Origin of the sequence: Delftia sp. WSY_12, assembly GCF_043104645.1 — a bacterium.
Taxonomy (GTDB): domain Bacteria; phylum Pseudomonadota; class Gammaproteobacteria; order Burkholderiales; family Burkholderiaceae_C; genus Comamonas; species Comamonas tsuruhatensis.
Map to the genome: position 1 here is coordinate 583832 of NZ_JBICKW010000012.1, position 22460 is coordinate 606291.

General features: G+C 67.9%; 24 protein-coding genes. 11 read left to right on the top strand and 13 right to left on the bottom strand.

The features are described 5' to 3' along the window. Positions 1-79: 79 nt before the first annotated feature. Entirely contained in the window at positions 80-1141 is a 1062-nt protein-coding gene (locus ACF8LI_RS08115; RefSeq protein WP_034347720.1) for an aldo/keto reductase, read from the top strand. A gap of 37 nt (positions 1142-1178) precedes the next feature. Here ACF8LI_RS08115 and ACF8LI_RS08120 read toward each other — a convergent pair whose 3' ends face one another. From ACF8LI_RS08120 to ACF8LI_RS08135, 4 genes are read right to left on the bottom strand one after another with little or no spacing between them, the layout of a single operon-like run. Then, positions 1179-1802, bottom strand: a complete 624-nt coding sequence (locus ACF8LI_RS08120; protein ID WP_392414486.1) for a hypothetical protein — start codon at positions 1800-1802, stop codon at positions 1179-1181. Beyond that, positions 1799-2014 (bottom strand): helix-turn-helix domain-containing protein, encoded by a 216-nt coding sequence (locus ACF8LI_RS08125; RefSeq protein WP_392414487.1) that lies wholly within the window; start codon positions 2012-2014, stop codon positions 1799-1801. The genes ACF8LI_RS08120 and ACF8LI_RS08125 overlap by 4 nt, the downstream gene beginning before the upstream one ends. 3 nt (positions 2015-2017) lie before the next feature. Continuing rightward, a complete protein-coding gene (locus ACF8LI_RS08130) occupies positions 2018-2176 on the bottom strand; it encodes a hypothetical protein (protein ID WP_016449238.1) in 159 nt (52 codons plus the stop codon). Beyond that, the gene (locus ACF8LI_RS08135) at positions 2173-2721 is read right to left on the bottom strand and encodes a DUF2975 domain-containing protein (RefSeq protein WP_043790115.1); all 549 of its coding nucleotides are present in this window, start codon (positions 2719-2721) and stop codon (positions 2173-2175) included. Before ACF8LI_RS08135 ends, ACF8LI_RS08130 begins: the two co-directional genes overlap by 4 nt. Before the next feature lie 57 nt (positions 2722-2778). On the opposite strand from ACF8LI_RS08135, the gene ybaK reads away from it, so the two are divergent. From ybaK to ACF8LI_RS08170, 7 genes are all read left to right on the top strand, one after another. Beyond that, complete coding sequence (gene ybaK, locus ACF8LI_RS08140) at positions 2779-3273, top strand: Cys-tRNA(Pro) deacylase (RefSeq protein ID WP_017404114.1); 495 nt, start codon at positions 2779-2781, stop codon at positions 3271-3273. 168 nt (positions 3274-3441) lie between these two features. After that, positions 3442-4122 (top strand): glycerol-3-phosphate 1-O-acyltransferase PlsY, encoded by a 681-nt coding sequence (gene plsY / locus ACF8LI_RS08145; RefSeq protein ID WP_016451416.1) that lies wholly within the window; start codon positions 3442-3444, stop codon positions 4120-4122. Between the two features lie 98 nt (positions 4123-4220). After that, the gene (locus ACF8LI_RS08150) at positions 4221-5753 is read left to right on the top strand and encodes a DUF4178 domain-containing protein (RefSeq protein WP_016449241.1); all 1533 of its coding nucleotides are present in this window, start codon (positions 4221-4223) and stop codon (positions 5751-5753) included. A gap of 18 nt (positions 5754-5771) precedes the next feature. After that, positions 5772-5990 carry a DUF350 domain-containing protein gene (locus ACF8LI_RS08155; RefSeq protein WP_016449242.1) on the top strand — a complete coding sequence of 73 codons (219 nt, stop codon included), beginning with the start codon at positions 5772-5774 and terminating at the stop codon, positions 5988-5990. A gap of 187 nt (positions 5991-6177) precedes the next feature. After that, a complete protein-coding gene (locus ACF8LI_RS08160) occupies positions 6178-8322 on the top strand; it encodes a TonB-dependent receptor (protein WP_392414488.1) in 2145 nt (714 codons plus the stop codon). An 87-nt stretch (positions 8323-8409) separates the two neighbouring features. Continuing rightward, positions 8410-9954, top strand: a complete 1545-nt coding sequence (locus ACF8LI_RS08165) for a polyamine aminopropyltransferase (RefSeq protein WP_016449244.1) — start codon at positions 8410-8412, stop codon at positions 9952-9954. Beyond that, positions 9933-11693, top strand: coding sequence for an FAD-dependent oxidoreductase (locus ACF8LI_RS08170; RefSeq protein WP_392414489.1), 1761 nt, complete (start codon positions 9933-9935; stop codon positions 11691-11693). The genes ACF8LI_RS08165 and ACF8LI_RS08170 overlap by 22 nt, the downstream gene beginning before the upstream one ends. Positions 11694-11738: 45 nt before the next feature. Here the strand turns inward: ACF8LI_RS08170 and ACF8LI_RS08175 are convergent, their stop codons facing one another. From ACF8LI_RS08175 to ACF8LI_RS08185, 3 genes are read right to left on the bottom strand one after another with little or no spacing between them, the layout of a single operon-like run. Further along, positions 11739-12728, bottom strand: a complete 990-nt coding sequence (locus ACF8LI_RS08175) for an HD-GYP domain-containing protein (RefSeq protein WP_016451420.1) — start codon at positions 12726-12728, stop codon at positions 11739-11741. Positions 12729-12768: 40 nt separating this feature from the next. Beyond that, positions 12769-13434, bottom strand: coding sequence for a TIGR02281 family clan AA aspartic protease (locus tag ACF8LI_RS08180; protein ID WP_016451421.1), 666 nt, complete (start codon positions 13432-13434; stop codon positions 12769-12771). Positions 13435-13470: 36 nt separating this feature from the next. Continuing rightward, positions 13471-13956 carry a YajQ family cyclic di-GMP-binding protein gene (locus ACF8LI_RS08185; protein WP_012206580.1) on the bottom strand — a complete coding sequence of 162 codons (486 nt, stop codon included), beginning with the start codon at positions 13954-13956 and terminating at the stop codon, positions 13471-13473. 104 nt (positions 13957-14060) lie between these two features. Here ACF8LI_RS08185 and murB point away from each other — a divergent pair, with 104 nt between their 5' ends. Further along, positions 14061-15161 carry a UDP-N-acetylmuramate dehydrogenase gene (gene murB / locus ACF8LI_RS08190; protein ID WP_016449248.1) on the top strand — a complete coding sequence of 367 codons (1101 nt, stop codon included), beginning with the start codon at positions 14061-14063 and terminating at the stop codon, positions 15159-15161. A gap of 102 nt (positions 15162-15263) precedes the next feature. Here the strand turns inward: murB and ACF8LI_RS08195 are convergent, their stop codons facing one another. After that, complete coding sequence (locus ACF8LI_RS08195) at positions 15264-15626, bottom strand: SPW repeat protein (protein ID WP_016451422.1); 363 nt, start codon at positions 15624-15626, stop codon at positions 15264-15266. Positions 15627-15724: 98 nt separating this feature from the next. Then, positions 15725-16594 (bottom strand): MBL fold metallo-hydrolase, encoded by an 870-nt coding sequence (locus ACF8LI_RS08200; protein ID WP_017407584.1) that lies wholly within the window; start codon positions 16592-16594, stop codon positions 15725-15727. Positions 16595-16731: 137 nt separating this feature from the next. Between ACF8LI_RS08200 and ACF8LI_RS08205 the strand changes: the two genes are divergently transcribed. Further along, positions 16732-17631 carry a LysR family transcriptional regulator gene (locus tag ACF8LI_RS08205; protein WP_012206576.1) on the top strand — a complete coding sequence of 300 codons (900 nt, stop codon included), beginning with the start codon at positions 16732-16734 and terminating at the stop codon, positions 17629-17631. A gap of 231 nt (positions 17632-17862) precedes the next feature. On the opposite strand, the gene argG is transcribed toward ACF8LI_RS08205, so the two are convergent. The 4 genes from argG to ACF8LI_RS08225 all read right to left on the bottom strand — a co-directional run bounded on the left by argG (position 17863) and on the right by ACF8LI_RS08225 (position 20994). Continuing rightward, complete coding sequence (argG, locus tag ACF8LI_RS08210; RefSeq protein WP_016449252.1) at positions 17863-19197, bottom strand: argininosuccinate synthase; 1335 nt, start codon at positions 19195-19197, stop codon at positions 17863-17865. A 110-nt stretch (positions 19198-19307) separates the two neighbouring features. Beyond that, a complete protein-coding gene (locus tag ACF8LI_RS08215; RefSeq protein WP_012206574.1) occupies positions 19308-19625 on the bottom strand; it encodes a pyrimidine/purine nucleoside phosphorylase in 318 nt (105 codons plus the stop codon). 123 nt (positions 19626-19748) lie between these two features. After that, a complete protein-coding gene (locus ACF8LI_RS08220; protein ID WP_016449254.1) occupies positions 19749-20489 on the bottom strand; it encodes a glycine zipper 2TM domain-containing protein in 741 nt (246 codons plus the stop codon). Between the two features lie 127 nt (positions 20490-20616). After that, complete coding sequence (locus ACF8LI_RS08225; protein ID WP_016449255.1) at positions 20617-20994, bottom strand: ArsC family reductase; 378 nt, start codon at positions 20992-20994, stop codon at positions 20617-20619. A gap of 79 nt (positions 20995-21073) precedes the next feature. Between ACF8LI_RS08225 and folC the strand changes: the two genes are divergently transcribed. Further along, positions 21074-22396, top strand: a complete 1323-nt coding sequence (folC, locus tag ACF8LI_RS08230; RefSeq protein WP_016449256.1) for a bifunctional tetrahydrofolate synthase/dihydrofolate synthase — start codon at positions 21074-21076, stop codon at positions 22394-22396. Positions 22397-22460: the final 64 nt, after the last annotated feature.

A 22460-nucleotide genomic window follows, 5' to 3' on the forward strand; every position in this document is an offset into this window, starting at 1 on the left:
CGGCCCTGGCCGGGTGGGCGCGCTGTCGTCAGGGTAAACACGGGCGGCCCTACACTCGGTGCCCATGAATTCCCCCTCGATGCAACCGGTGGCGCTCGGTCAAAGCGCATTGCAAGTCAGCCCCATCTGCCTGGGCACCATGACGTTCGGCGAGCAGGTCGGCGAGGCCGAGGCCTTTGCCATCATGGACCGCGCGCTGGAGCGCGGCGTGGACTTCTTCGACACGGCCGAGATGTATGCCGTGCCCGCACGCGCCGAAACCTGCGGCGCCACCGAAACCATCATCGGCCGCTGGTTCGCCCAGCGCCCTGGCGCGCGCGCCAGGGTCGTGCTGGCCACCAAGGTGGCCGGTCCTTCGCGGGGCATGCCCTGGGTGCGCGAGGGCAAGGGCATGACGGCGGCCGACATCGCCGCCTCCTGCGAAGGCAGCCTGCGCCGCCTGGGCACGGACGTGATCGACCTCTACCAGATCCACTGGCCCGAGCGCAACGTGCCGGCCTTCGGCCAGCTGTACTACGACCCGGCCAAGGAAAGCTCGCAGACCGGCATCCACGAGCAGCTTGAGGCGCTGGGCCGCCTGGTCCGGGAAGGCAAGGTGCGCCACATCGGCCTGTCCAACGAAACGCCCTGGGGCGTGCACGAATTCGTGCGCCTGGCCGAGCAGCACGGCCTGCCGCGCGTGGCCTCGGTGCAGAACGCCTACTGCCTGCTCAACCGCAGCTGGGAAAACGGCATGGATGAAAGCTGCCACCGCCTGGGTGTCTCGCTGCTGGCCTATTCGCCGCTGGCCTTCGGCCTGCTCACGGGCAAGTTCGACGTGCATGCTCCCACCGATCCCGCTGCGCCGCAGGCCGCACGCATTGCGCGCTACGAGTCCGTGCGCAAGCAGCGCTGGGGCCGGCCCGAAGCCCTGGCCGCCGCGCGCCGCTACAACGCGCTGGCGCGCGAGCATGGCATGACGCCCACGCAGCTGGCGCTGGCGTTTTGCTACACCAAGTGGCAGGTGGCCAGCACCATCATCGGCGTGACCTCGGTGGCCCAGCTCGATGAGGACCTGAACGCCTGGGGCACGCAACTGTCGCCCGAACTGCTGTCGGCCATCGACGCCATCCGCTGGGAAGTGCGCGACCCTGCGCAATAGGCCTCGGCCCTGCGCAATAGGCCTAGGCCCTGCGCCTTCAGCGGCTGCACTCGCCCTTGAGCGCAGCGGCCGCCAGCATGGGCAGGCTCAGCAGGCCCATGCCGCCGCCCTTGAACTCGCCCTTCATGCAGTCGCCCTGGGCGGCCTCGCGCATGCCGGTGGCCAGCGGGTCCTCGCGCTGCGCATGGATCTGGGGCCTGACCAGGCCCTGCCGGGCCGCCGACTGCACGGCCTCGCGGCCTGCGGCCGAGTCCAGCAGGCGGCCCATGGCCCTGGCGCTGCGCGCGGTGTCCGGAACGGTTTCGGTGTCGGCGGGGACAGGCGCTTGCGGTGCGGCGGCTGTCGCGGCCTGCTCCGTGGCCTTTGCAGTCCCTGCGCCTTGCCTTGAAGGCGGTGCGACGGCGGCGGTGTCCGGCCGTCGCGTAGGCTTGGGCCTGGGCGAGGGATTGGGCGCGGGTGCCGGTCCGGGCCGGGCAACCGCTGGAGCAGGAGAGGGGGCCGGCGTCGGCGTCTCGACCCAGACCACCTGAAGGCGGTGGGCCTCGGCCTGCCCGGTGCCGGGCCGCGCATTGTCCGGGGCCAGACCCTGCCACAGCAGCGCCCCATGAAGCAGCAGCGACAGCAGCAGGCCCGCGATCAGCCGCAGCCGTCCGCTGCTCAAGCCTCGGGCCCTGCCACCCATTCCAGCAGGTCGCCGGGCTGGCACTGCAGTGCCTCGCAGATGCGCTCCAGCGTGTCGAAGCGCACGCCGCGCACCTTGCCGCTCTTGAGCAGGGAAATATTCTGTTCGGTGATGCCGACCATCTCGGCCAGTTCGCGCGAGCGCATCTTGCGGCGCGCCAGCATCACATCGAGGTGGACGAGGATGGGCATGGTTCAGTCGCCATCCCGGAATCGGTTGGCGTCGCGAAGGAAGATCACCAGGGTCAGCAGGAATAGGCCCAGCAGCACCAATGCGGCCTCGTACAGGTGCAGCGAGAGCGGGCGCTGGCCGGGGAGCACCATGAGGTGGATCGTGATGGGAACGCCGCTCATACGAATCCCGCGTTCTCGTCGGCGATGCGCCGCGCCTGCAGCATCACATGGGCGATGGAGACCAGCACCACGCCGAGCAGGACCAGCAGGCCATCGTGCCAGTACAGGCCCAGCGTGACGAAGCGCTGCCCTGGCGGATTGCCCATGCTGGCCGCCACCGACATCAGCGCGCGCGTGAAGGGCAGGGCCAGCGCGCCCGCCAGCACCGTCCAGGCAAAGCGCATCAGGGCGTGCTGCGCCTGCTGGCCGAAGACACGGCCCTGCAGGTACTCGCCGAACAGTGTCCACAGCTGGCGCAGCGCATACAGGCCGCAGCCCACGGGCAGCAGGCTGACCAGTGCGGTGCGCCAGCGCGCAGCCATGTCCAGCGGCTGGCCGGGCGGCATGCCCAGCAGGCCTTGCGCCTGGCCCGAAAGATCTTGCGGCGACAGCAGGGCGGCTGCCGGCAGGGCCAGCAGCACGACTGCACCGAGGGCAATCAGGATGCGCGCCGCCTGGGAGTGGCGCCTCAGGGCGTTGCCCGCGGCGTGGGGCGTATAGTTCATGGCACAGCCTTGTATTGATGAATCGATAAAAAATTATTGTAAAACGATAAAAAATTCATGTCCAAGAAAAACTCTCATGTCAGCGAGACACCGGCCACCCAACTGCTGCGCGCCCACAAGGTGGAGTTCACCGAGCACCCCTATGAGTACCTGGAACACGGCGGCACCGAGCACAGCGCGGCCAGCCTGGGCCTGGACGAGCACATGGTGGTCAAGACCCTGGTGATGCAGGATCAGGACGCCAGGCCGCTGATCGTGCTCATGCATGGCGACTGCAAGGTCTCCACCAAGAACCTGGCGCGGCAGATCGGGGCCAAGAGCGTGGAGCCCTGCAAGCCCGAAGTCGCCAACCGCCACAGCGGCTACCTGGTCGGCGGCACCTCGCCCTTCGGCACGCGCCGCGACATGCCGGTCTATATCGAAGAGAGCATCCTGGCGCTGCCGCGCATCGCCATCAACGGCGGGCGCCGGGGCTTTCTGGTGCAGCTGGACCCGCAGGTCTGCGTGCGGCTGCTGGATGCACGGCCCGTGCACTGCGCGCTGGCAGAATAGATGCCCTGAAGAAATGAACACGACTTGCGCACACGGGAAGGCGGCCACCGTCTCCACCGGGTTCGCGCAGGTCCTGATGAAAAACATGTGTCGGCGATCAGGGAGGGCGGGCCATCATGGCCGGCCGGATCGCGCGCCGGCGCTCCACAGACCGGCCAAGGACTTCAATTGAACGCGCTCTACCCCCTTCTCGCCACCGTGGCGGCCTACCTGATCGGCTCGCTGTCGTTCGCCGTCATCGTCAGCCGGGCCATGGGCCTGAATGATCCGCGCACCTATGGCAGCGGCAACCCCGGCGCCACCAATGTGCTGCGCTCCGGCAGCAAGGCGGCAGCGGCCGTCACCCTGCTGCTGGACGCCGCCAAGGGCTGGCTGCCCGTGGCCCTGGTGCAATGGTTCGGCAGCCGCTTCGGCATGGGAGATGGCACGGTGGCCATGGTGGCGCTGGCTGCCTTCCTGGGCCACCTGTACCCGGTGTTCTTCCGCTTCAAGGGCGGCAAGGGCGTGGCCACGGCCCTGGGCGTGTTGCTGGGCATCAGCGTCTGGCTGGGCCTGGCGGTGGCGCTGACCTGGCTGATCATTGCCGTGTTCTTCCGCTATTCCTCGCTGGCGGCCCTGGTGGCCTCCGTGTTCGCTCCCGTCTACTACCTGCTGTGCAGCGGCGTGGTCTGGTATGCCGAGACACCGATTGCCGCCGCCATCGTCGCCATGGCGGCCCTGCTGATCTGGCGCCACCGCGAGAACATCCAGCGCCTGATGGCCGGCAAGGAATCCAGGCTGGGCAGCAAGAAGGCCGACCCGGCAGCCGCCGCGGCCAAGCCCGGCACGGCCAAAGGCAAGCCGCATTGACCGTCGTCGCCGCGCCGCGCACCACGGGCGCAGCTTGCGTGCGGGGCGTGGCCGGCCGGTCACGCTCCAGGCCCTCTCTTCACTGACGACCTTCACACATGGCATCCAGTCCATCGCAGCGCGTGTACCGCGCACCATGCCCCGGCTGCGGCGCGCCCGTGGAATTTGCCAGCGCCCAGGCCAGCTATGCCGTCTGCGAGTTCTGCCGCAGCACCGTGGTGCGCCAGGGCGATGTGCTGCAGCGCCGTGGCTCCATGGCCGAGGTCTTCGAGGACTACAGCCCCCTGCGCATCGGCGCCACGGGCCAGATGCTGCGCAACGGCAAGCCCGAGCACTTCACCCTGGTCGGGCGGCTGCAGCTCAAGAGCGAGGCGGGCGCCTGGAGCGAATGGGTGGCCGCGTTCAGCGATGGCGCGCTGGGCTTCCTGAGCGAGGACAACGGCCAGTTCGTCTGGTCCTGGCCCTGGGAGGCCGAGGCCCTGCGTAACGGGCCGTTCAAGGCCTCCGACTGGCTGCTGGGTTCGCAGCGTGTGCTGGGCGGCAAGAGCTTCACGGTCAGCAGCGTGCAGAACGCGCGGCTGGTATCGGCCCAGGGCGAGCTGGCGCAGCTGCCCGAGCCCGGCACACCGTACCGGCTGGTGGAGCTGCGCAGCGAGCAGGGCCAGGTGCTGTCCGTGGACTTCTCCGTCCAGCCGCCCGCGCTGAGCCTGGGCGAGCGCGTGGTGCTGGACGACCTCAGGATGCAGGGGCTGCGCGACGGCGCCTCGCTCAAGGGTGAGCAGGGCCGGCACTTCAACTGCCCCAAGTGCGGCGCCGTGGTGCCCGTGCGCTTTTCCACCACCAAGAGCCTGAGCTGCCCCAGCTGCGGATCGCTGGTGGACCTGAGCCAGGGCATTGGCAAGGAATTGGCCTATGCGGAACAGAACGAGCCCGTGCGCCCGGCCATCCCGCTGGGCAGCAAGGGTGTGCTGGAAGGCCAGCAATGGCAGGTGGTGGGCTTTCAGCACCGCATGGGCCAGGAGCCTGGCGACGACGAGAGCTTTGGCTGGGAGGAGTACCTGCTGTTCAACCAGAAGGCCGGCTTCGCATTCCTGGTCGATTCCTCCGATGGCTGGAGCATGGCCCGCGTGACCACGGGCGTGCCCAAGCTCTCCAAGAACCGCAGCACGGCCAAGTACATGGGCCGGCAGTACCAGCTTGAATCGCGCTACACGGCCGAGACCACCTACGCCCTGGGCGAGTTCTACTGGCCCGTGCAGCGCGGCCAGACCACGCGCAATGTGGACTATGTGAGCGCAGGCGCGCAGAACAAGGCCTTCCTGGCCAGCGAGACCGAGAGCGGCGAGACCACCTGGTCGCATGGCAGCGCCGTCTCGGCCACCACGCTGGCAATGGCCTTCGGCCTCAAGCAGTTGCGTGACCGCTCGCAGGTCGGTGTGATGTCGGGCAGCCGCTTCGGGCTGTGGACCATCATCATCGGGCTGCTCATCCTCTGGCTGGTGTTCGTCACCTTGCGCGGCTGCGCATCGCGCCCCAACTGCGACCCCAATACCGACGCCAACTGCAACAGCTACACCCGCAGCAGCGGCGGCTCCTGGGGTGGCTACACCTCGGGCGGCAGCCACAAGTAAACAACGGAGAAACTGATCATGAACTTCGACTGGCTCAACCCCGCCGCCTTCTTCGGCTCGATCCTCTATGCGCTGGTGGGCGTGGTGGTGTTCTGGCTGTGCTTCTTCATCATCGACAAGATCACACCCGTGGACATGTGGGCCGAGATCGTCGAGAAGCACAACAAGGCGCTGGCCATGGTGGTGGCCGCCATGTGCCTGGGAATCAGCATCATCGTCGCTGCCGCCATCCACTGAACGGGGCCGCCTGGCCCCCGCATTCCCCATCTCCTGCCGACACGCAGCCCGCCTGAAAAGGTGCGGCTGCGCTGCGCATGGCGGCGTTGCTGCGTCGCAACAAATTCCTTGTCGATAGTGAGTTTGCAAATGATATTCGTTTGCATTCTAAATAAAATCGCCCCCTTCATTCGAAGAGAGGGTTTCCATGACAGACCATCAAGCTGCCCGCAGGGCAAGGCTTTCAGTGGGTGTGACCGCTGGCATCATCACCACCGCGCTGGCAGGCGCGGTCCATGCCCAGGAGGCCGCCCCAGCCGATCCGGCCCAGGCACAGACGCAGACGCAGCCTCAACAGGCCCACACCCTGCCCACGCTGCAGGTCAACGCCTCCCAGTACGACCCTGACGACGTGCGGCCCGAAGGCGTGACCACGGCGACCAAGACCTACCTGGCGCCCAAGGACATCCCGCAGACCATCGACACGCTGGAGGTCAACAAGTACAAGAGCTACGGCATCAACGACCTGGCCACCATGCTGGACGGCGTTCCCGGCGTGAACACCAGCTACGACATGCGCGGCGAAGGCGTGTACATCCGAGGCTTCAAGGCCGACGAGAGCGACATCTACCGCGACGGCGTGCGCGAGAGCGGCCAGGTGCGCCGCAGCACCGCCAATGTGGAACGCATCGAGATCCTCAAGGGCCCGGCCTCGGTGCTCTATGGCCGCAGCGCAGGCGGCGGCGTGGTCAACATGGTGAGCAAGCAGGCGCGTTTCGATGCCAAGAGCAGCATCACGCTGCGCGGCGGCTCCTGGGACAACGTGGGCGGCACCATCGACATCAACCGCGTGCTCAACGAGAACGTGGCCGTGCGACTGACGGCCGACCGCGAGCAGGCCCACAGCTTCCGCGAAGGCATACGCAACCGCAACGAGATGGTCTCGCCCAGCATCCTGGTGGACTCGCGCACGGGCTGGCGCTGGACCGGCCAGTACACCTATGACAACGTCTGGCGCGTGCCCGATCGCGGCCCGGTCTACGACCAGCTGCCGGCCGGTGTCTCCATCCGCAAGGGCTTTGCGGCGCCGGGCGACTATGTGGAAGACCGCCTGCGCGTGCTGCGCTCCGACCTGTCCTACGACTTCAACAACCGCTGGAGTCTGCGCTGGGTGGCCAGCAAGCGCGAGGCCAGCCAGGATTTCGACCACTACTTCGCCGGCACCTACCGTGCCGCGACCGGCAAGATCACGCCCAACTACGCCTGGCAGCAGACCCGCAACACCACGCTGTCCAACACGCTGGACCTGACGGGCAAGTTCAGCACGGGCAGCATCCGGCACGATCTGCTGGTGGGCCTGGAGGCCGGCGAGGAAGAGCGCGCGCCACGCGTCGGCCAGCCCGGCAGCACCTTCGCCTATGACCCGTTGCAGCCCATCGTCTGGCCCAGCCGTCCGGCGCAGGGCAAGCCGACCCAGGACAACTATCACAAGGGCAAAGGCCAGGCGCTGTACATGCAGGACCTGGTCAGCCTGACCGAGCAGTGGAAGCTGCTGCTGGGCCTGCGCTACGACAGCTATGACTTCCAGAGCACCAACAAGATCGCCAACCTCACGCGCAAGACCGACGGCAACGGCTTCAGCCCGCGCGTGGGCGTGGTGTGGCAGCCGGTGCGCGAGCACAGCTTCTATGCGTCCTGGAACAAGAGCTACTCGCCCTATGGCGGGCGCGGCATCCTGACCGTGGAAACCGCCGTGGGCGCGGTGCCGGACGACGAGCCCCAGTACTCGCGCCAGTCCGAGGTCGGCGTCAAGAGCGACTGGCTGGGCGGTGCGCTGTCCACCCAGGTCTCCGTCTACCAGCTGGAGAAGTACAACATCCGCTACCGCCCCGATCCCGAGAATGATCCCTACATCTGGGCCATCCGGGGCAAGGACCGTTCGCGCGGCATCGAGTTCAGCGCGGCCGGCCGCGTGGCCGGCTCCTGGTATGTGCGCGGCGGCGTGGCCTTCATGCAGGCCAAGGTGGCTGAAGACGCGCAAAACCCCGCCAACGTGGGCCTGTACCTGCGTGACACGGCCAAGCGCAACGGCAACCTGTTCCTGCGCTATGCGCCCAAGGGACCCTGGTACGGCGAAGTCGGCGTGACCTACACGGGCAGCCGCTTCACCAACGCCGCCAACACGGCCATCCTGCCCGGCTACTCGCGCTGGGATGCGCTGGTGGGCTGGCGCCAGGACGCCTGGACCGTGACCGTGGCCCTGTCCAACCTGTTCGACAAGCAGTACTGGCGCTCCGGCTCCATGCCGGGCGCACCGCGCAGCGTGCTGGTCAGCGCCAACTACCAGTTCTGACGGAACCCCCAGGAGGCGCGCGGCGCCTTCTCCCGTTGCACGGCGCCTCTCGCGCACACGGGGGGCGCATCGCGCACAATACCGGCCGTGCAAACCTCAGCCTCTCTTGCCGGCGCGCAGCCGGCGCGCCCCATCGACATCGCCCTGCTGGTCAGCGTCTTCGTGATCGCGGCCTGCGGCCTGCTCTATGAGTTGGCTGCGGGCGCGCTGGCTTCCTATCTGCTGGGCGATTCCGTCCTGCAGTTCTCCACCATCATCGGCAGCTACCTGTTCGCCATGGGCATAGGCTCCTGGCTGTCGCGCTATTTCGAGGACCACCTGCCTGCGCACTTTCTGCGCATCGAGCTGATGGTGGCCCTGGTCGGCGGTGCGTTGCCGGCCACGCTGTTCATTGCCAATGCCTACGCGCCCGGCGCGTTCCGGTTCCTGCTGTACGGCATGGTGCTGGTGGTGGGAACGCTGGTGGGGCTGGAGATTCCGCTGGTGATGCGCATCCTCAAGCGCAATGTGACGCTCAAGGACCTGGTGTCCCAGGTGCTGACCTTCGACTACCTGGGGGCGTTGGCCGTGTCGCTGGCATTTCCGCTGCTGCTGGTGCCCAAGCTGGGCCTGGTGCGTACGGGGCTGCTGTTCGGCTTCATGAACGCGGCGGTGGCGGTCTGGGCGCTGCTGCTGTTTCGCCATGAACTGCGGCGCCCGCGCGCCCATGCCCTGGCCTGCGCGGCCGTGCTGGCCCTGCTGGGCACGGGCATCTGGGGAGCCGACCATCTGACGCGCCTGGCCGACGACCATTTCTACCAGGACCGCATCGTGCTCTCCAGCAGCTCGCCCTACCAGCGCATCGTGGTGACGCAGGGACGCCAGGGCGCGCGGCTGTACCTCAATGGCAACCTGCAGTTCGCGCAAGGCGACGAGTACCGCTACCACGAAGCCCTTGTCCACCCCGTGATGGCCGCGCATGGCGCGCCCAAGCGCGTGGCCGTGCTGGGCGGCGGCGACGGCATGGCTGTGCGCGAGGTGCTCAAGTACCCCTCGGTGGAGTCGGTCACCCTGGTGGAGCTGGACCCGGCCATGACCGACCTGTTCAAGGACAACGCCATGCTGCGCCGGCTCAACGGCGATGCGCTCAGCGATGCGCGCGTGCGCATCGTCAACACCGATGCCTTCCACTGGCTGCAGCAGGGCGGAGACACCTTCGACGTGGTCATCGTCGATTTCCCCGACCCGACCAATTTCGCCATCGGCAAGCTGTTCACCAACAGCTTCTATGCCTTGCTGGACAAGCGCCTGGCCGCCAGCGGCTACGCCGTGGTGCAGACCACGTCGCCCCTGATCGCGCGCAAGAGCTACTGGACCGTGGTGCAGACCATCGAATCCATCGGCCTGCAGGCCACGCCCTACCACGCCCATGTGCCCAGCTTTGGCGAGTGGGGCTTCGTCATCGCCAGCCACCGGCCCTGGCGCGAGCCCGATGCGCTGCCTGCGGGCCTGCGCTTTCTGAGCGCGCAGACCATGGCGCTGATGTTCGACTTTCCGCTGGACATGGCGCGTGTGCCGGCCGAGGTCAACCGCCTGTCCAACCAGGTGCTGGTCAATACCTACGAACGCGAATGGGGCAGGGTGGAGCGTTGAGCCCCGACCGCCCGTCTTTGTGGAGCCGGCGCCAATGGCTGCAGGGCCTGGCCGGCGGTGCGGCCGCAGGCCTGGTCGGCTGCACGCCAACGCCGCCTCGTCTGGAAGACCTGCCTGGTGGCTTCAGCGGCGTGGCGCTGGAGCGTGGCCATGCCTTGCGCGCGTTCTGGCAGCGATTGGGCCAGGGCCTGGCGCTGCCGGCGCCGGCCGTGGTGCACCGCGCCAACGTGGTGATTGCCGGTGGCGGCATGGCGGGCCTGGCGGCTGCGCGGGCGCTGGAGCTGTCGGGGGTGCAGGGTGTGGCACTGCTGGACACGCAGCCGGCCATGGGCGGAAACAGCCAGGGCGGCAGCATGTCCGGGCTGGCCTGTCCTTTGGGCGCCCACTATCTGCCCTTGCCTGGCGACGATGCGGCCGAGGTGCAGGACTGGCTGGAGGCCCTGGGCCTGCGCCAGCGCCGCGCAGGCCGCTGGCAGTACGACGAGCGCCATCTGTGCCACAGCCCGCAGGAGCGCCTGTTCTGGCAGGGCGCCTGGCATGAGGGCCTGCTGCCCGTCGATGGCGTGGCGCCGCGCACGCTGGAGCAGTACGAACTCTTTGCGCGCAGTGTGGCCCAGGAGATGGACAGGGCGCCCTTTGCCATGCCGTCCATCCGTGTCTGGCAGCGCCAGGGCCGGCTGCCCGCCGCCCATGCCGCGCTGGACGGCCAGACCATGCAGGCCTGGCTGGTCCAGCAGGGCATCGATGATGCGCAGCTGATCTGGTATCTGGAGTACTGCTGCCGCGACGATTTCGGCGCGGGCCTGGCGCGGGTGTCGGCCTGGGCGGGCCTGCACTATTTCGCCAGCCGCCACGGCTTCTCGGCCCCGCGCCGCCAGGATGAGCGCACGCCCGAAGACGCGGGTGATGCCGTGCTGACCTGGCCCCAGGGCAATGGCTGGCTGTCGCAGCAACTGGTGGCCGGGCTGGGCTCCACCGACCTGCAGACGGATTGCAGCGTGCTATCCATCGCCGAAGGTGCCGACGGTGTGGAGATCGACGTCTACCACCACGGCCGCCAGCAGCACGAGCGCTGGCTGGCCGCGCGCTGCGTGGTGGCCCTGCCCAGCTTCATCGCGGCACGCGTGGTGCGCGATGCGCCGGACTTCCTGCGCGCGGTGGCGGGCCGGCTGGACTGGGCGCCCTGGCTGGTGGCCAACATCCATCTGCAGCGGCCGCTGGCCGACCGGCCCGGCGCCGATCCGGCCTGGGACAACGTGCTGTTTGCCGATCCGAATGCGGGCGGCCTGGGCTATGTGGACGCGGGCCACCAGGGCCTGGACCGGCTCACGCCCCGGCCCACGGTGCTCAGCTACTACCAGGCGCTGGGCGACTGGCCTGACGGGCGCGCCCAACTGCTGGGCCAGCCCTTCGGCTTCTGGCGCGACCGCATCGTCGGCAGCCTGCTCGTTCCCCATCCCGACCTGCTGCACAAGGCCACGCGCATGGAGATCACGCGCTACGGCCACGCCATGGCCATACCCCGGCCCGGTGACCAGCAGCTGCTCAGCCAGGTGGCGCTGCAGTCGCTGCACCGGGGCCGCAGCGCGCTGTGCGCCGGCGAGCGCGTGGCCCTGCTGCCCACGCCGGGCACGCGCCGCCTGTGGTTCGCACATTCCGACTGGGCCGGCTACTCGGTACTGGAGGAGGCCTTCACGCGTGGCCACCATGCGGGCCTGTGGGCTGGCGCGCGGACCTGACACGGGCCGCGGCGCCGGTGTCGCGCGCTTCAGGCGCCAGATCGGTCAGACAGGCCCGGGCATCTGCACCATGCGGTACAGCGACTGGCTGCCGCGTGCGGCCAGCACGCCCAGCTGGGCCAGCGTGCGCGGGTCCAGCTCCAGCGTGATGGCGGCGCGCGCCAGTGCCGAGCGGATGCGGGGGCCGTCCTCGCCTTCATGGATGACGGGCGGGTAGAGGCTGGCGCCGTCGGCGCCGATCACGCTGGCCACCAGCGGCGGCTGCGGCGGCTCGCCACGGCGCAGCACCACGGCGATGTCACCGTTGTCCAGCCGCACATAGGTGCCCGGCGGGCACAGGCCCACGGCGCGCACCAGCGCGAAGCCCACCTCGTCGGAGTAGCGCTGCTGCTGGGTGAGCGCGCGCAGCGACTCGGCGGCGCTGCGGCCTTCGCGTGACTTGCGCGGGCTGATCAGGGCGGCGTAGCGGTCCACCGTGCCCAGGATGCGGACCAGCCGCTGCACGGGCGCCAGCGTGGACAGCGGCTGCTGCGGCACGGCCTCGTGGTGGTGGCCCACCAGCTCCAGCCACAGCGCATCGTTGACGAACAGCCGCGCCAGCAGGGCCTGGCTGTGCAGCGGGTGGCGCTGCACGGCCTGCTGCTGGGCGGGGGTCAGCGGCTCGCGCTGCAGCGCCAGTTCGTCCTGCAGCGCGTTCATGCCGATGTTCATGGTCAGTGCGCCATACACCAGGGTGCGGTGTTCGGACTCGTCCAGGCGCAGCTCGCGCGCCAGCACATGGCACAGGCAGGCGCAGACCAGGGCATGGGAGGCGCTGTAGCCCACGGTGGACGAGCAGGCGCGCTGGAACATCAGGTACAGCGCGGCATCGCTGTCGTGGGCGATCAGCTCCTGCAGCCACAGGTCGATCTGCTGCAGCTTGACCAGGAAGCCCTGCACCTGCAGCGGCGCGGACAGCAGCACGGACAGTGCGGCCTCCAGGTCGGACCACAGGCCCAGCAGGTCTTCGTAGGAATCGTCGGGGCGTCGGCTCATCGTTGGCGGGGTGCGGGAAGCGGGGCGCATGCAGGCCGCATCAGCGCCGCTCCAGCACCATCTCGCTGCCCTGGCGGGTCATCTGGACGTGGGCAAGAAAGCTGTTGCCCAGCAGCACATAGGGCATGGGAAGAGGGGCGACCACGGCGTCCACACCGAAGACCTCGACATCGCCCACGCGCACCGAATCCAGCCGCAGGCGCCAGCCCTGGGCATCGCCGTTGGCGGTGCGCATCATCACCGGCTGGCCCTTGAGAAAGGGCAGGCCCATGCGTTCGGCGTCGGACCGGCCGATGGCGACCGAGCTGGCGCCCGTGTCCACCATGTAGACCATGGTCTTGCCATTGATCTGGCCGCGTTCGATGAAGTGCCCCCGGTTGTCGGCCTTGAGCACCACGCGCCGGCCGAGCGCGGGATCGCCCGCCGCCGCGCCCCGGCCGCCCAGGCTGATGGGCGCCTCGCCCAGGCGCAATGTCTGGCGGCGGCCCTTGATTTCCACCTCGGCCGTGTCACCCGATACCTGCAGCACGCGCACGTCCTGCAGGCTTTCGCCCGCCGCCAGCGCGCGCGGCGTGCCGCCGTCTATGACCAGCAAGGCCTTGCTGCCCAGCACGCCGCTGAGCGCCACGGACTGCGCCGTCGCCGATGGTGGAGCCAGCGCGGCCGCTGCGGCCAGGCTCAGAAGTACGGCACGTAGGTGGCGCATGGGGTGGCTTGTGGCGCAGAGGCGGGTGCCAGGCGATCAGTCGCGGAAGTTGTTGAAGGACAGGGGATGGTCGGCCAGGTCCTTGCGGATCAGGGCCATGGCGGCCTGCAGGTCGTCGCGCTTGGCGCCGGTGACGCGCACGGCGTCGCCCTGGATGGCGGCCTGCACCTTGAGCTTGCTGTCCTTGATCAGCTTTTGCAGCTTCTTGCCCAGCTCGGCCTCGATGCCGTTCTTGACCTTGATGGTCTGCTTGAGCTTGTCGCCGCCGATCTTCTGGGCCTTCTGGATGTCCAGGAAGCGCACGTCCACGCTGCGCTTGGTCAGCTTGTTGCGCAGGATGTCCTCGACCTGCTGCAGCTGGAAGTCGGCATCGCCGAACAGCGTGATTTCCTTGTCCTTGAGCTCGATGGCGGCCGAGGTGCCCTTGAAGTCGAAGCGTGTGCCGATTTCCTTGGCGGTGTTCTCCACGGCGTTCTTCACTTCGACGAAGTCGGCTTCGCACACGGTGTCAAAAGAAGGCATGGCAAATATTTCCTGTAAATGTTCTGAAAAAGTACCGCAGCGCGCGGCCGGGCGATGCGGGCGCGGGGCCGGCGGCGCAGGGAGGCGGTGCGACAATCCGGTCGATGTTAGTCGAGAAAAATGTTCCGCTGCAGCATTGCAACAGCTTCGGCATCGCCGCCCGTGCCCACACCCTGGTGCGCGTGCGCAGCGACGAGGACGTGCGCCATTTCCTGGCCGATCCGCTGTGGGGCCGCCAGCCCGTGTTCGTGCTGGGCGGCGGCAGCAATGTGGTGATCACGGGCGACGTCGATCCCGTGGTCCTCAAGATGGAGATAGCGGGCATGCGCCTGCTGCGCGAGACCGATCGCCACTGGATCGTCGAGGCCGGTGCCGGCGAGCGCTGGCACGACCTGGTGGCCTGGACCCTGTCGCAGGGCTATGGCGGCCTGGAGAACATGGCGCTGATTCCCGGCACCGTGGGCGCGTCGCCGGTGCAGAACATCGGCGCCTACGGATTGGAGCTGCAGGACCGGTTCGAGTCGCTGGATGCCATCGACCTGGCCACGGGGGAGTCCTTCACGCTGGATGCCGCGCAATGCGCCTTCGGCTACCGCGACTCGGTGTTCAAGCATGCGCCGGCCGAGCCCACGCCCGTGGCGCGTGCGCGCATGAGCGGCGTGCCGCCGCGCGGCATGGGCCTGAAGGGGCGCGCCGTGATCACGCGCGTGCGCCTGGCCCTGCCCAAGGACTGGAAGCCCGGCCTGGGCTACCTGGACCTGCAGCGCCGCCAGGCCGAGGCGGGCGTGGCCGAGCCCACGGCCCGCCAGATCTTCGACTGGGTGTGCGAGATCCGCCGCGCCAAGCTGCCCGATCCGGAGCACATCGGCAACGCGGGCAGCTTCTTCAAGAACCCGACGGTGACGCCCGAGCAATGCGCCGACATCATTGCGCGCGAGCCCCGCATCGTGCACTACCCCATGGACGACGGCTCCATCAAGCTGGCCGCCGGCTGGCTGATCGATGCCTGCGGCTGGAAGGGCAAGTCCATGGGCCGCGCCGGGGTGTATGACAAGCAGGCCCTGGTGCTGGTCAACCGGGGCGACCGGCACAGCGTGGACAGCAGCGTCACGGGCGGCGAGGTCATGACGCTGGCCGGAGCGATACAGACCAGCGTCTACGAGCGATTCGGCATCCGCCTGGAGCCCGAGCCCGTCGTGGTCTGAGCGGCCTTGGGCGGTCCTTGGGCGGTTCTTGAGGGGCACGGCGGCAAAAAAAACAGCGGCCCGCAGGGCATTGCCGCCTGCGGGCCGCTGCGCATCAGCGCCTCAGTGGGCGGAGTGACTGCGCCAGTCCATATAGTCCTTGTCGGTCATCAGCACCCACAGCGCGAGCACCAGCACCACGATGCCCGACACCACGGCATTGCGCATGGCGTCCATCTGGCCGGCAAAGCCCAGCACCCAGGGCGAGATCACCATCCACAGACCCAGCAGGCCTTCGGTCCATTCCTCCCACGCGCGGGGCATGAAGATGGCTCCCAGCGCAGCGGCAATCAGCGCCAGTCCGATGACCACGCCGTTGGCCGTGGGCGCCATCTGGTCCTGGAACCCCAGCACCCAGGGCGAGACTGCCAACCAGACTCCCAGCAGGACGTTGAGCGGGTCCTGCCAATGCTTCATGTATTTCATGGCTGCACCTCCTGCCGCCACGACGAATGAGGGCGGCAGCTGGTTGGATCAAGGGCGCAGCATGCAGGTTCCATGAGGATTTTTGCGAAAGTGCATGCTTACCAGGGCATCTCGCCCTTGTTCACCTTGGCGCCGATGTCCAGCGACAGCGCCATGCCGGCCTGCGGGTAGGCCTGCTTCATGGCACCGATCAGCTCGGCGCTGTTGCCGGCCTTGGCGGCGGCGGCCTCGAAACGCTGGAGATAGTCGCGTGTATAGGCGATGGCGCTGGCGTCCATGGCTGTGCCGGCCTGCATGTGGCCGGGCACGACGACAGCGGGCTTGAGGGCCTGCATCTCGTCCAGCTGCGCCAGCCAGGCCTTGCGCTCGGCGCTCTTTTGCGTGTCCGCCGTCCAGACATGCAGGTTGCCGAACACGCCCACGTTGCCGACGATGGCCTGCAGCGCAGGCACCCAGACATAGGGGCGGTGGGCCAGCGGGCCGGTGGTGCCGCGCAGCTCCAGCGCCTGGCCGTCCACCATCACCGTATTGCCTTGCAGGGCCTCGGGCAGCACGGGATGGCTGGGGGCGTTGGCGCCCATCTTGGGGCCCCAGAAGGCCAGCTTGCCCTGCAGCTTGGACTCGATCTTCTCGCGCACGGCCGGCGTGGCCACCACCTTGGCCTGCGGGAACAGGCTCTTGAGCACTTCGGCGCCGAAGTAGTAGTCGGGGTCGGCATTGCTGATGAGGATGGTGGTCAGCTGCTTGCCGCTGTCCAGCACATTGGCGGCAATGCGCAGGCCGTCGGCGCGGGTGAAGCCGCTGTCCACGACCACGGCCTCCTTGGCGCCGGTGATCAGGGTGGAGGTCACGGCAAAGCTGTGTTCGTCGGCCTGGTAGACCTTCATCTGCAGCGGGGCGGGCGCCTGGGCGTGGGACAGGCCGGCCGACAGGGCCAGGGTGAGCGAAAGCAAGGTGGTGCGAAGCATGTCGATTTCCTTTGAAAAAAGCACAAGATAGAAACGGGTGGCAGCGCCGTGCTGCCATGGGTAGTACTTTAGTTTTTGAAATCGAGCAGATAAACGGCAGAATATGCGCTTGTTTGTTGCAGAAATCGAGCATATCCATGGACCGATTGCTGGCGATGCAGGTGTTTGCCACGGTGGCCGAATGCGGCAGCTTCACGGCGGCGGCCGAGCGGCTGGACCTGTCGCGCGCCATGGCCACGCGCCATGTGGAGTCGCTGGAGCAGTGGCTGGGCGCGCGCCTGCTGCACCGCACCACGCGCCGTGTCTCGCTTACCGATGCCGGTGCGCAGTGCCTGCGCTACAGCCAGCAGATGCTGGCCCTGGCCGATGAGGTGCAAGGCGAGATGCGCGCCGGCGACAGCCAGTTGCGCGGCCTGCTGCGCGTGACCTGCAGCATGTCCTTCGGCCATGCGCAGATGGCGCCGGCCATTGCGCAGTTCATGCGGCTGCACCCGCACCTCAAGATCGACCTGCTGGTGGACGACGGCGCGCTGGACCTGGTGCAGCAGCGCATCGACCTGGCCATACGCATCAGCGCCGATCCGGGCGCCGCACTCATCGGCCGGCCGCTGGCCGTGTGCGAATCGGTGCTGGTGGCTTCGCCTGCCTACCTGGACGCGGCAGGGCGGCCGCAGACACCGGCCCAGTTGCAGGCCCACCGCTGCCTGGGCCATATGCGCGTGGGCCGCAATGTCTGGCAATTGGCGCGGCGTGACGATGAAAGCGATGAGCAGCAGATCGCCGTCACCACCTGGTTCAACGCCAACGAAGCCACCGTGCTGGCCGCCGCTGCCGTCGAAGGCGCCGGCATTGCCTTCCAGCCTACCTACCTGGTCCAGCCCATGCTGCAGGCCGGCCAGCTGGAGCTGGTGCTGCCGGACTGGCGCCCGCAGCCGCTGACTGTGCATGCGCTGTACAGCTCGCGCCGCCACCTGCCGGTGGCCGTGCGCGCGCTGCTGGATTTTCTCGTGCAGCGCTTCGAGGGCGCGCGCTGGTAGCAGGGGCGTAAAAAAAGCCGCCTTGCGGCGGCTTGTGGGATGCAAGTGTGCGATTTTCTGGCCCATGGCGTCGCGTGCTTGGCGGGCGCGTCCCATGCCAGGGACGCCGAGCAAGGGCCTACGCCGGCCGCGCCGCCCCGCAGCGAGGGCGTCGTCCCCCTCCCTCGCGAAGCGAGTAGAGAGGCGCCGTGCAACGGGGGGAAGCGGCGTCAGCCGCTCAGGGGGTGTAGGTCATTCCTTGCCGCCCAATTGGGGCAGGGCGGTGCTGGTGCCCAGGGACAGCAGGCCAGCCTTGGCGTAGATGGCCAGCTTGTCGCGGGTGTCCATCAGGTCCAGGTTGCGCATGGTCAGCTGGCCGATGCGGTCGGCGGGGCTGAAGGGCGCGTCCTCGACCTTTTCCATCGACAGGCGCTCGGGCGCGTAGGTCAGGTTGGGCGATTCGGTGTTCAGGATGGAGTAGTCATTGCCGCGGCGCAGCTCCAGCGTCACGGTGCCGGTCACGGCGCGGGCCACCCAGCGCTGGGCGGTTTCGCGCAGCATGATGGCCTGCGGGTCGAACCAGCGGCCCTGGTACAGCAGGCGGCCCAGGCGCAGGCCGTTGATGCGGTACTGCTCGATGGTGTCCTCGTTGTGGATGCCGGTCACCAGGCGCTCGTAGGCGATGTGCAGCAGGGCCATGCCGGGGGCCTCGTAGATGCCGCGGCTCTTGGCTTCGATGATGCGGTTCTCGATCTGGTCGCTCATGCCCAGGCCGTGGCGGCCACCGATGCGGTTGGCTTCCAGGAACAGCTCCACGGGATCGGCGATTTCCTTGCCATTGAGGGCCACGGGGCGGCCTTCTTCGAAGGTCACCGACACTTCCTCGGCCTTGACCTCGACCTCGGGCTTCCAGAACGCCACGCCCATGATGGGGTTGACGATGCGGATGCCGCTGTTCAGGAACTCCAGGTCCTTGGCCTCGTGCGTGGCGCCCAGCATGTTGCTGTCGGTCGAGTAGGCCTTCTCGGCGCTCATCTTGTAGCCGAAGCCTTCCTTGGTCATGAAGGCCGACATCTCGGCGCGGCCGCCCAGCTCGTCGATGAAGGTCTGGTCCAGCCAGGGCTTGTAGATCTTCAGCGCGGGGTTGGTCAGCAGGCCGTAGCGGTAGAAGCGCTCGATGTCGTTGCCCTTGAAGGTCGAGCCGTCACCCCAGATGTTGACGTCGTCTTCCTTCATGGCGGCCACCAGCATGGTGCCGGTCACGGCACGGCCCAGGGGCGTGGTGTTGAAATAGGTGATGCCGCCTGTGGAGATGTGGAAGGCGCCGGCCTGGATGGCGGCAATGCCTTCGCCGGCCAGCTGCGCGCGGCAGTCGATCAGGCGGGCCTGCTCGGCGCCGTACTCCATGGCCTTGCGGGGGATTTCGTCGTAGTCGGCCTCGTCGGGCTGGCCCAGGTTGGCCGTGTAGGCGTAGGGCAGGGCGCCCTTGTTCTTCATCCAGCGCAGGGCAGCGCTGGTGTCCAGGCCGCCCGAGAAGGCGATGCCGACCTTCTGGCCGACGGGAACGTTTTGCAGGATGGTTTCCATACGATGCTTCTCTCAATAACGATGGCGGCTGGCGTGCGGGACGCGGCTGCCGGAAAACACGGAAGGCGCCTGGGCGCCGTCAGGTCGAATGCGTCGGTCTGCTCAGGCGCTTAGGCGTAGTGGCAGATGTAGTGGTAGGCCTCGGTCACGCGGATGTCGAACTTGGAGTTCGCAGGCACCTGGAAGGACTCGCCGGCCTTGGAGGTCAGCCACTGGTCCGAGCCGTCGAGCTTGTACTCGCAGGAGCCGGCCACGCATTCCATGATCTCGGCGGCGGCCGTGCCGAAGGTCAGCTGGCTGGGCAGCACCACGCCGGCAGACTTCTTCGTGCCATCGGCCAGCGTGAAGCCATGGCTGATGCATTTGCCGTCGAAATAGACATTGGCCTTGGTGGTCAGGGTGATGCCAGAGATGGTTTCGGTGGTCATGGAAGCTGGGCAGAGGGTGGACTAAACCGCCCATTTTAGGCCAGCACCCGGCCGCTGCCCGTGCGTGCTGGCCGCCGCCATGCAAAAAGCCCCTTGTCGGGGCTTTGCATGCGCAGGTCCGTCTCAGCGGCGCCAGCCGTGGCGGTAGCCGCCGCGCCAGCCGTGATAGCTGGGGCGCGAGGCGTAGTACACGCCGGCAGCAAGGGCTGCTCCAATCACCACGGGAGCCACATAGTCACCGGCCGAATACACGGGCTGCACAGGCTGGGGGGCGTAGTAGCCACCGCCGTCGTAGTAGTTGTTCTGGTAGACCACGGGCGGCGGCACGGGTGCGGTGGAGTACGCGGCCTGGGGCGGCTGGTTGGTGCCGTAGTAGCCGTTGCTGCCATAGGCCGCGCTGTTGGCGGCGGGCTGCACGCTCAGCGCGATCCAGTCCCCGGGCGGCGTGGTGGTGCGCGTCGTGTAGTTGCGGCCTGCGTACTCGTAGACCACGTCATAGGCCACGGCGCGGTTCTGGTAGTAGGTCTGGGTGGTGCAGTTGCGCACCGTCTGGTACTGGGGCTGGCCCGTGGCCTCGGCCTGGTTGCCCAGCATGGCGCCGCCGATCACGCCGGCCGCCGTGGCGGCCGCGCGTCCGCCGCCATGGCCGATGGCATTGCCGACCACGCCGCCCGCCAGGGCACCCAGAACGGCGCCCGCGCCCGAGGTGCGCTGGCCGGTATAGACGTTTTCATCGCGGCAGACCTGCTGGGGCACGGCCACCTGCTGGGTCACCGGGGTCACCGACAGCACCCGGCCTTGCTCCTGGGCCAGGGCCACGGTGGCGGTCGTGGCCGCCAGCGTCAAAAGAACCAGGGATTTCATGATTGCACTCCTGTTGCGCTGGCGGTATTTCCTGCCAGGCTCCATGCAAGTGTATTCCTCGGGCCTGGAAAGCAGTTTGCGGTCGCGTAAATCCACGTAATAAGCTGTTCCAGGCCTGATGGCAGAGTCAGCGCTTGCCCCCGTGGGCCATCTCTGCCCAGGCGTCGGGCGCAAAACCCACGGTGATGCGTCCCTGCGGCCATTGGACGACCGGGCGCTTGATGACGCTGGGCTGCTGCTGCATGAGGGCTGCGGCACCGGCCGCATCCTGGGCGGCGGCCTGGGTGTCGGCATCGAGCTTGCGCCACGTCGTGCCTTGGCGGTTGAGCAGCTTTTCCCAGCCGACAGCCTGCATCCAGGCGGGCAACTGCTCGGCGGGAACACCCTGTTTCTTGAAGTCGTGGAATTCGTAGGCGATGCCCTGGTCGGTGAGCCAGGCGCGGGCCTTCTTGACGGTGTCGCAGTTGGGAATGCCGTAGAGCGTCACAGTGTTTGCAGTGGTCATGATTGGTTGCAGTTGCCGCAGTCAATGGATGGCGAGGACCCCATAAGGACACTGTCCCTGGGTAACAATAGCGCGCAGTATGCACACCTCATTTCCCACATTGGATGCATGGCTCGCCTATTGCGAGCGCCTGCACCCCAAGAATATTGCGCTGGGCCTGGATCGCGTGCGCGAAGTTGCCCAGCGCCTGGACCTGCGTTTCGACTGCCCCGTGATCACGGTGGCGGGCACCAACGGCAAAGGCTCGACCTGCGCCATGCTGGAGGCCGTGGCGCTGCAATCGGGCTTTCGCCCCGGCGTCTACACATCGCCGCATCTGGTGCATTTCGAGGAACGCTGCCGCGTGGGCGGCGAGATCGTGAAGGCCGCCGAGCTGCTGCCGCAGTTCGAGGCCGTGGAGCAGGCGCGCGTGCAGGGCACGGAAGTGGCGCTCACCTATTTCGAGTTCACCACGCTGGCCATCCTGCGGCTGATGAGCCAGTCCAGGCTGGATGTGGCGATTCTCGAGGTGGGCCTGGGCGGGCGGCTGGATGCCACCAATGTGATCGACGCCGATTGCGCCGTCATCACCAGCATCGACATCGACCATGTGGAATTCCTGGGGCCGGACCGCGAGAGCATCGGCCGCGAGAAGGCCGGCATCATGCGCGCCGGCCGGCCGGTGGTGGTCAGCGATCCCATGCCGCCGCAAAGCGTGCTGGACCATGCACAGGCCATTGGTGCCGATCTCTGGCGCCTGGGCCAGGACTTCAACTTCTCGGGCGACAAGCAGCAGTGGGGCTGGGCCGGACGCGGGCGGCGCTATGCGGGCCTGGCCTATCCGGCGCTGCGCGGCGCCAACCAGCTGGTCAATGCATCGGGTGCGCTGGCCGCGCTCGAGGCCATCCGCAGCCGCCTCCCCGTCACGGCCCAGGCCGTTCGCACGGGGCTGGCCATGGTCGAGCTGCCGGGCCGTTTCCAGATCATTCCGGGCCAGCCCACGCTGGTGCTGGACGTGGCGCACAACCCGCATTCGGTGGCGGCGCTGACGGCCAACCTCGATGCCATGGGCTACTTTCCCTGCACGCATGCGGTCTTCGGCGCCATGCACGACAAGGATCTGGCGCCCATGCTGGCCAGGATTGCCCCGTTGATCGACCGCTGGTATCTGACCGACCTGCCCACGCCGCGCGCCGAGAGCGCCGAGGTGCTGCGCCAGAAGATCGAAGCCCTGCCGCCCGCGCCGGGCGTGCCGCGCGAGATCTCGCTGGCCACCTTCGCAAACCCGCAGCTGGCGCTGGATGCCGCGGTTCTTGCAGCAGGTCCCACTGATAGAATCGTGGTCTTTGGCTCGTTCTTCACGGTGGGCGGCGTGCTGCAGGACGGCCCGCCCCGGCTGAACGCCAAGCATCTGGGCACCTGAATCCAGTGATCCGCACCGCAAACGGCCATCGTGGCTGCCTGTGGTGGCTGATCTGAACGAGTCC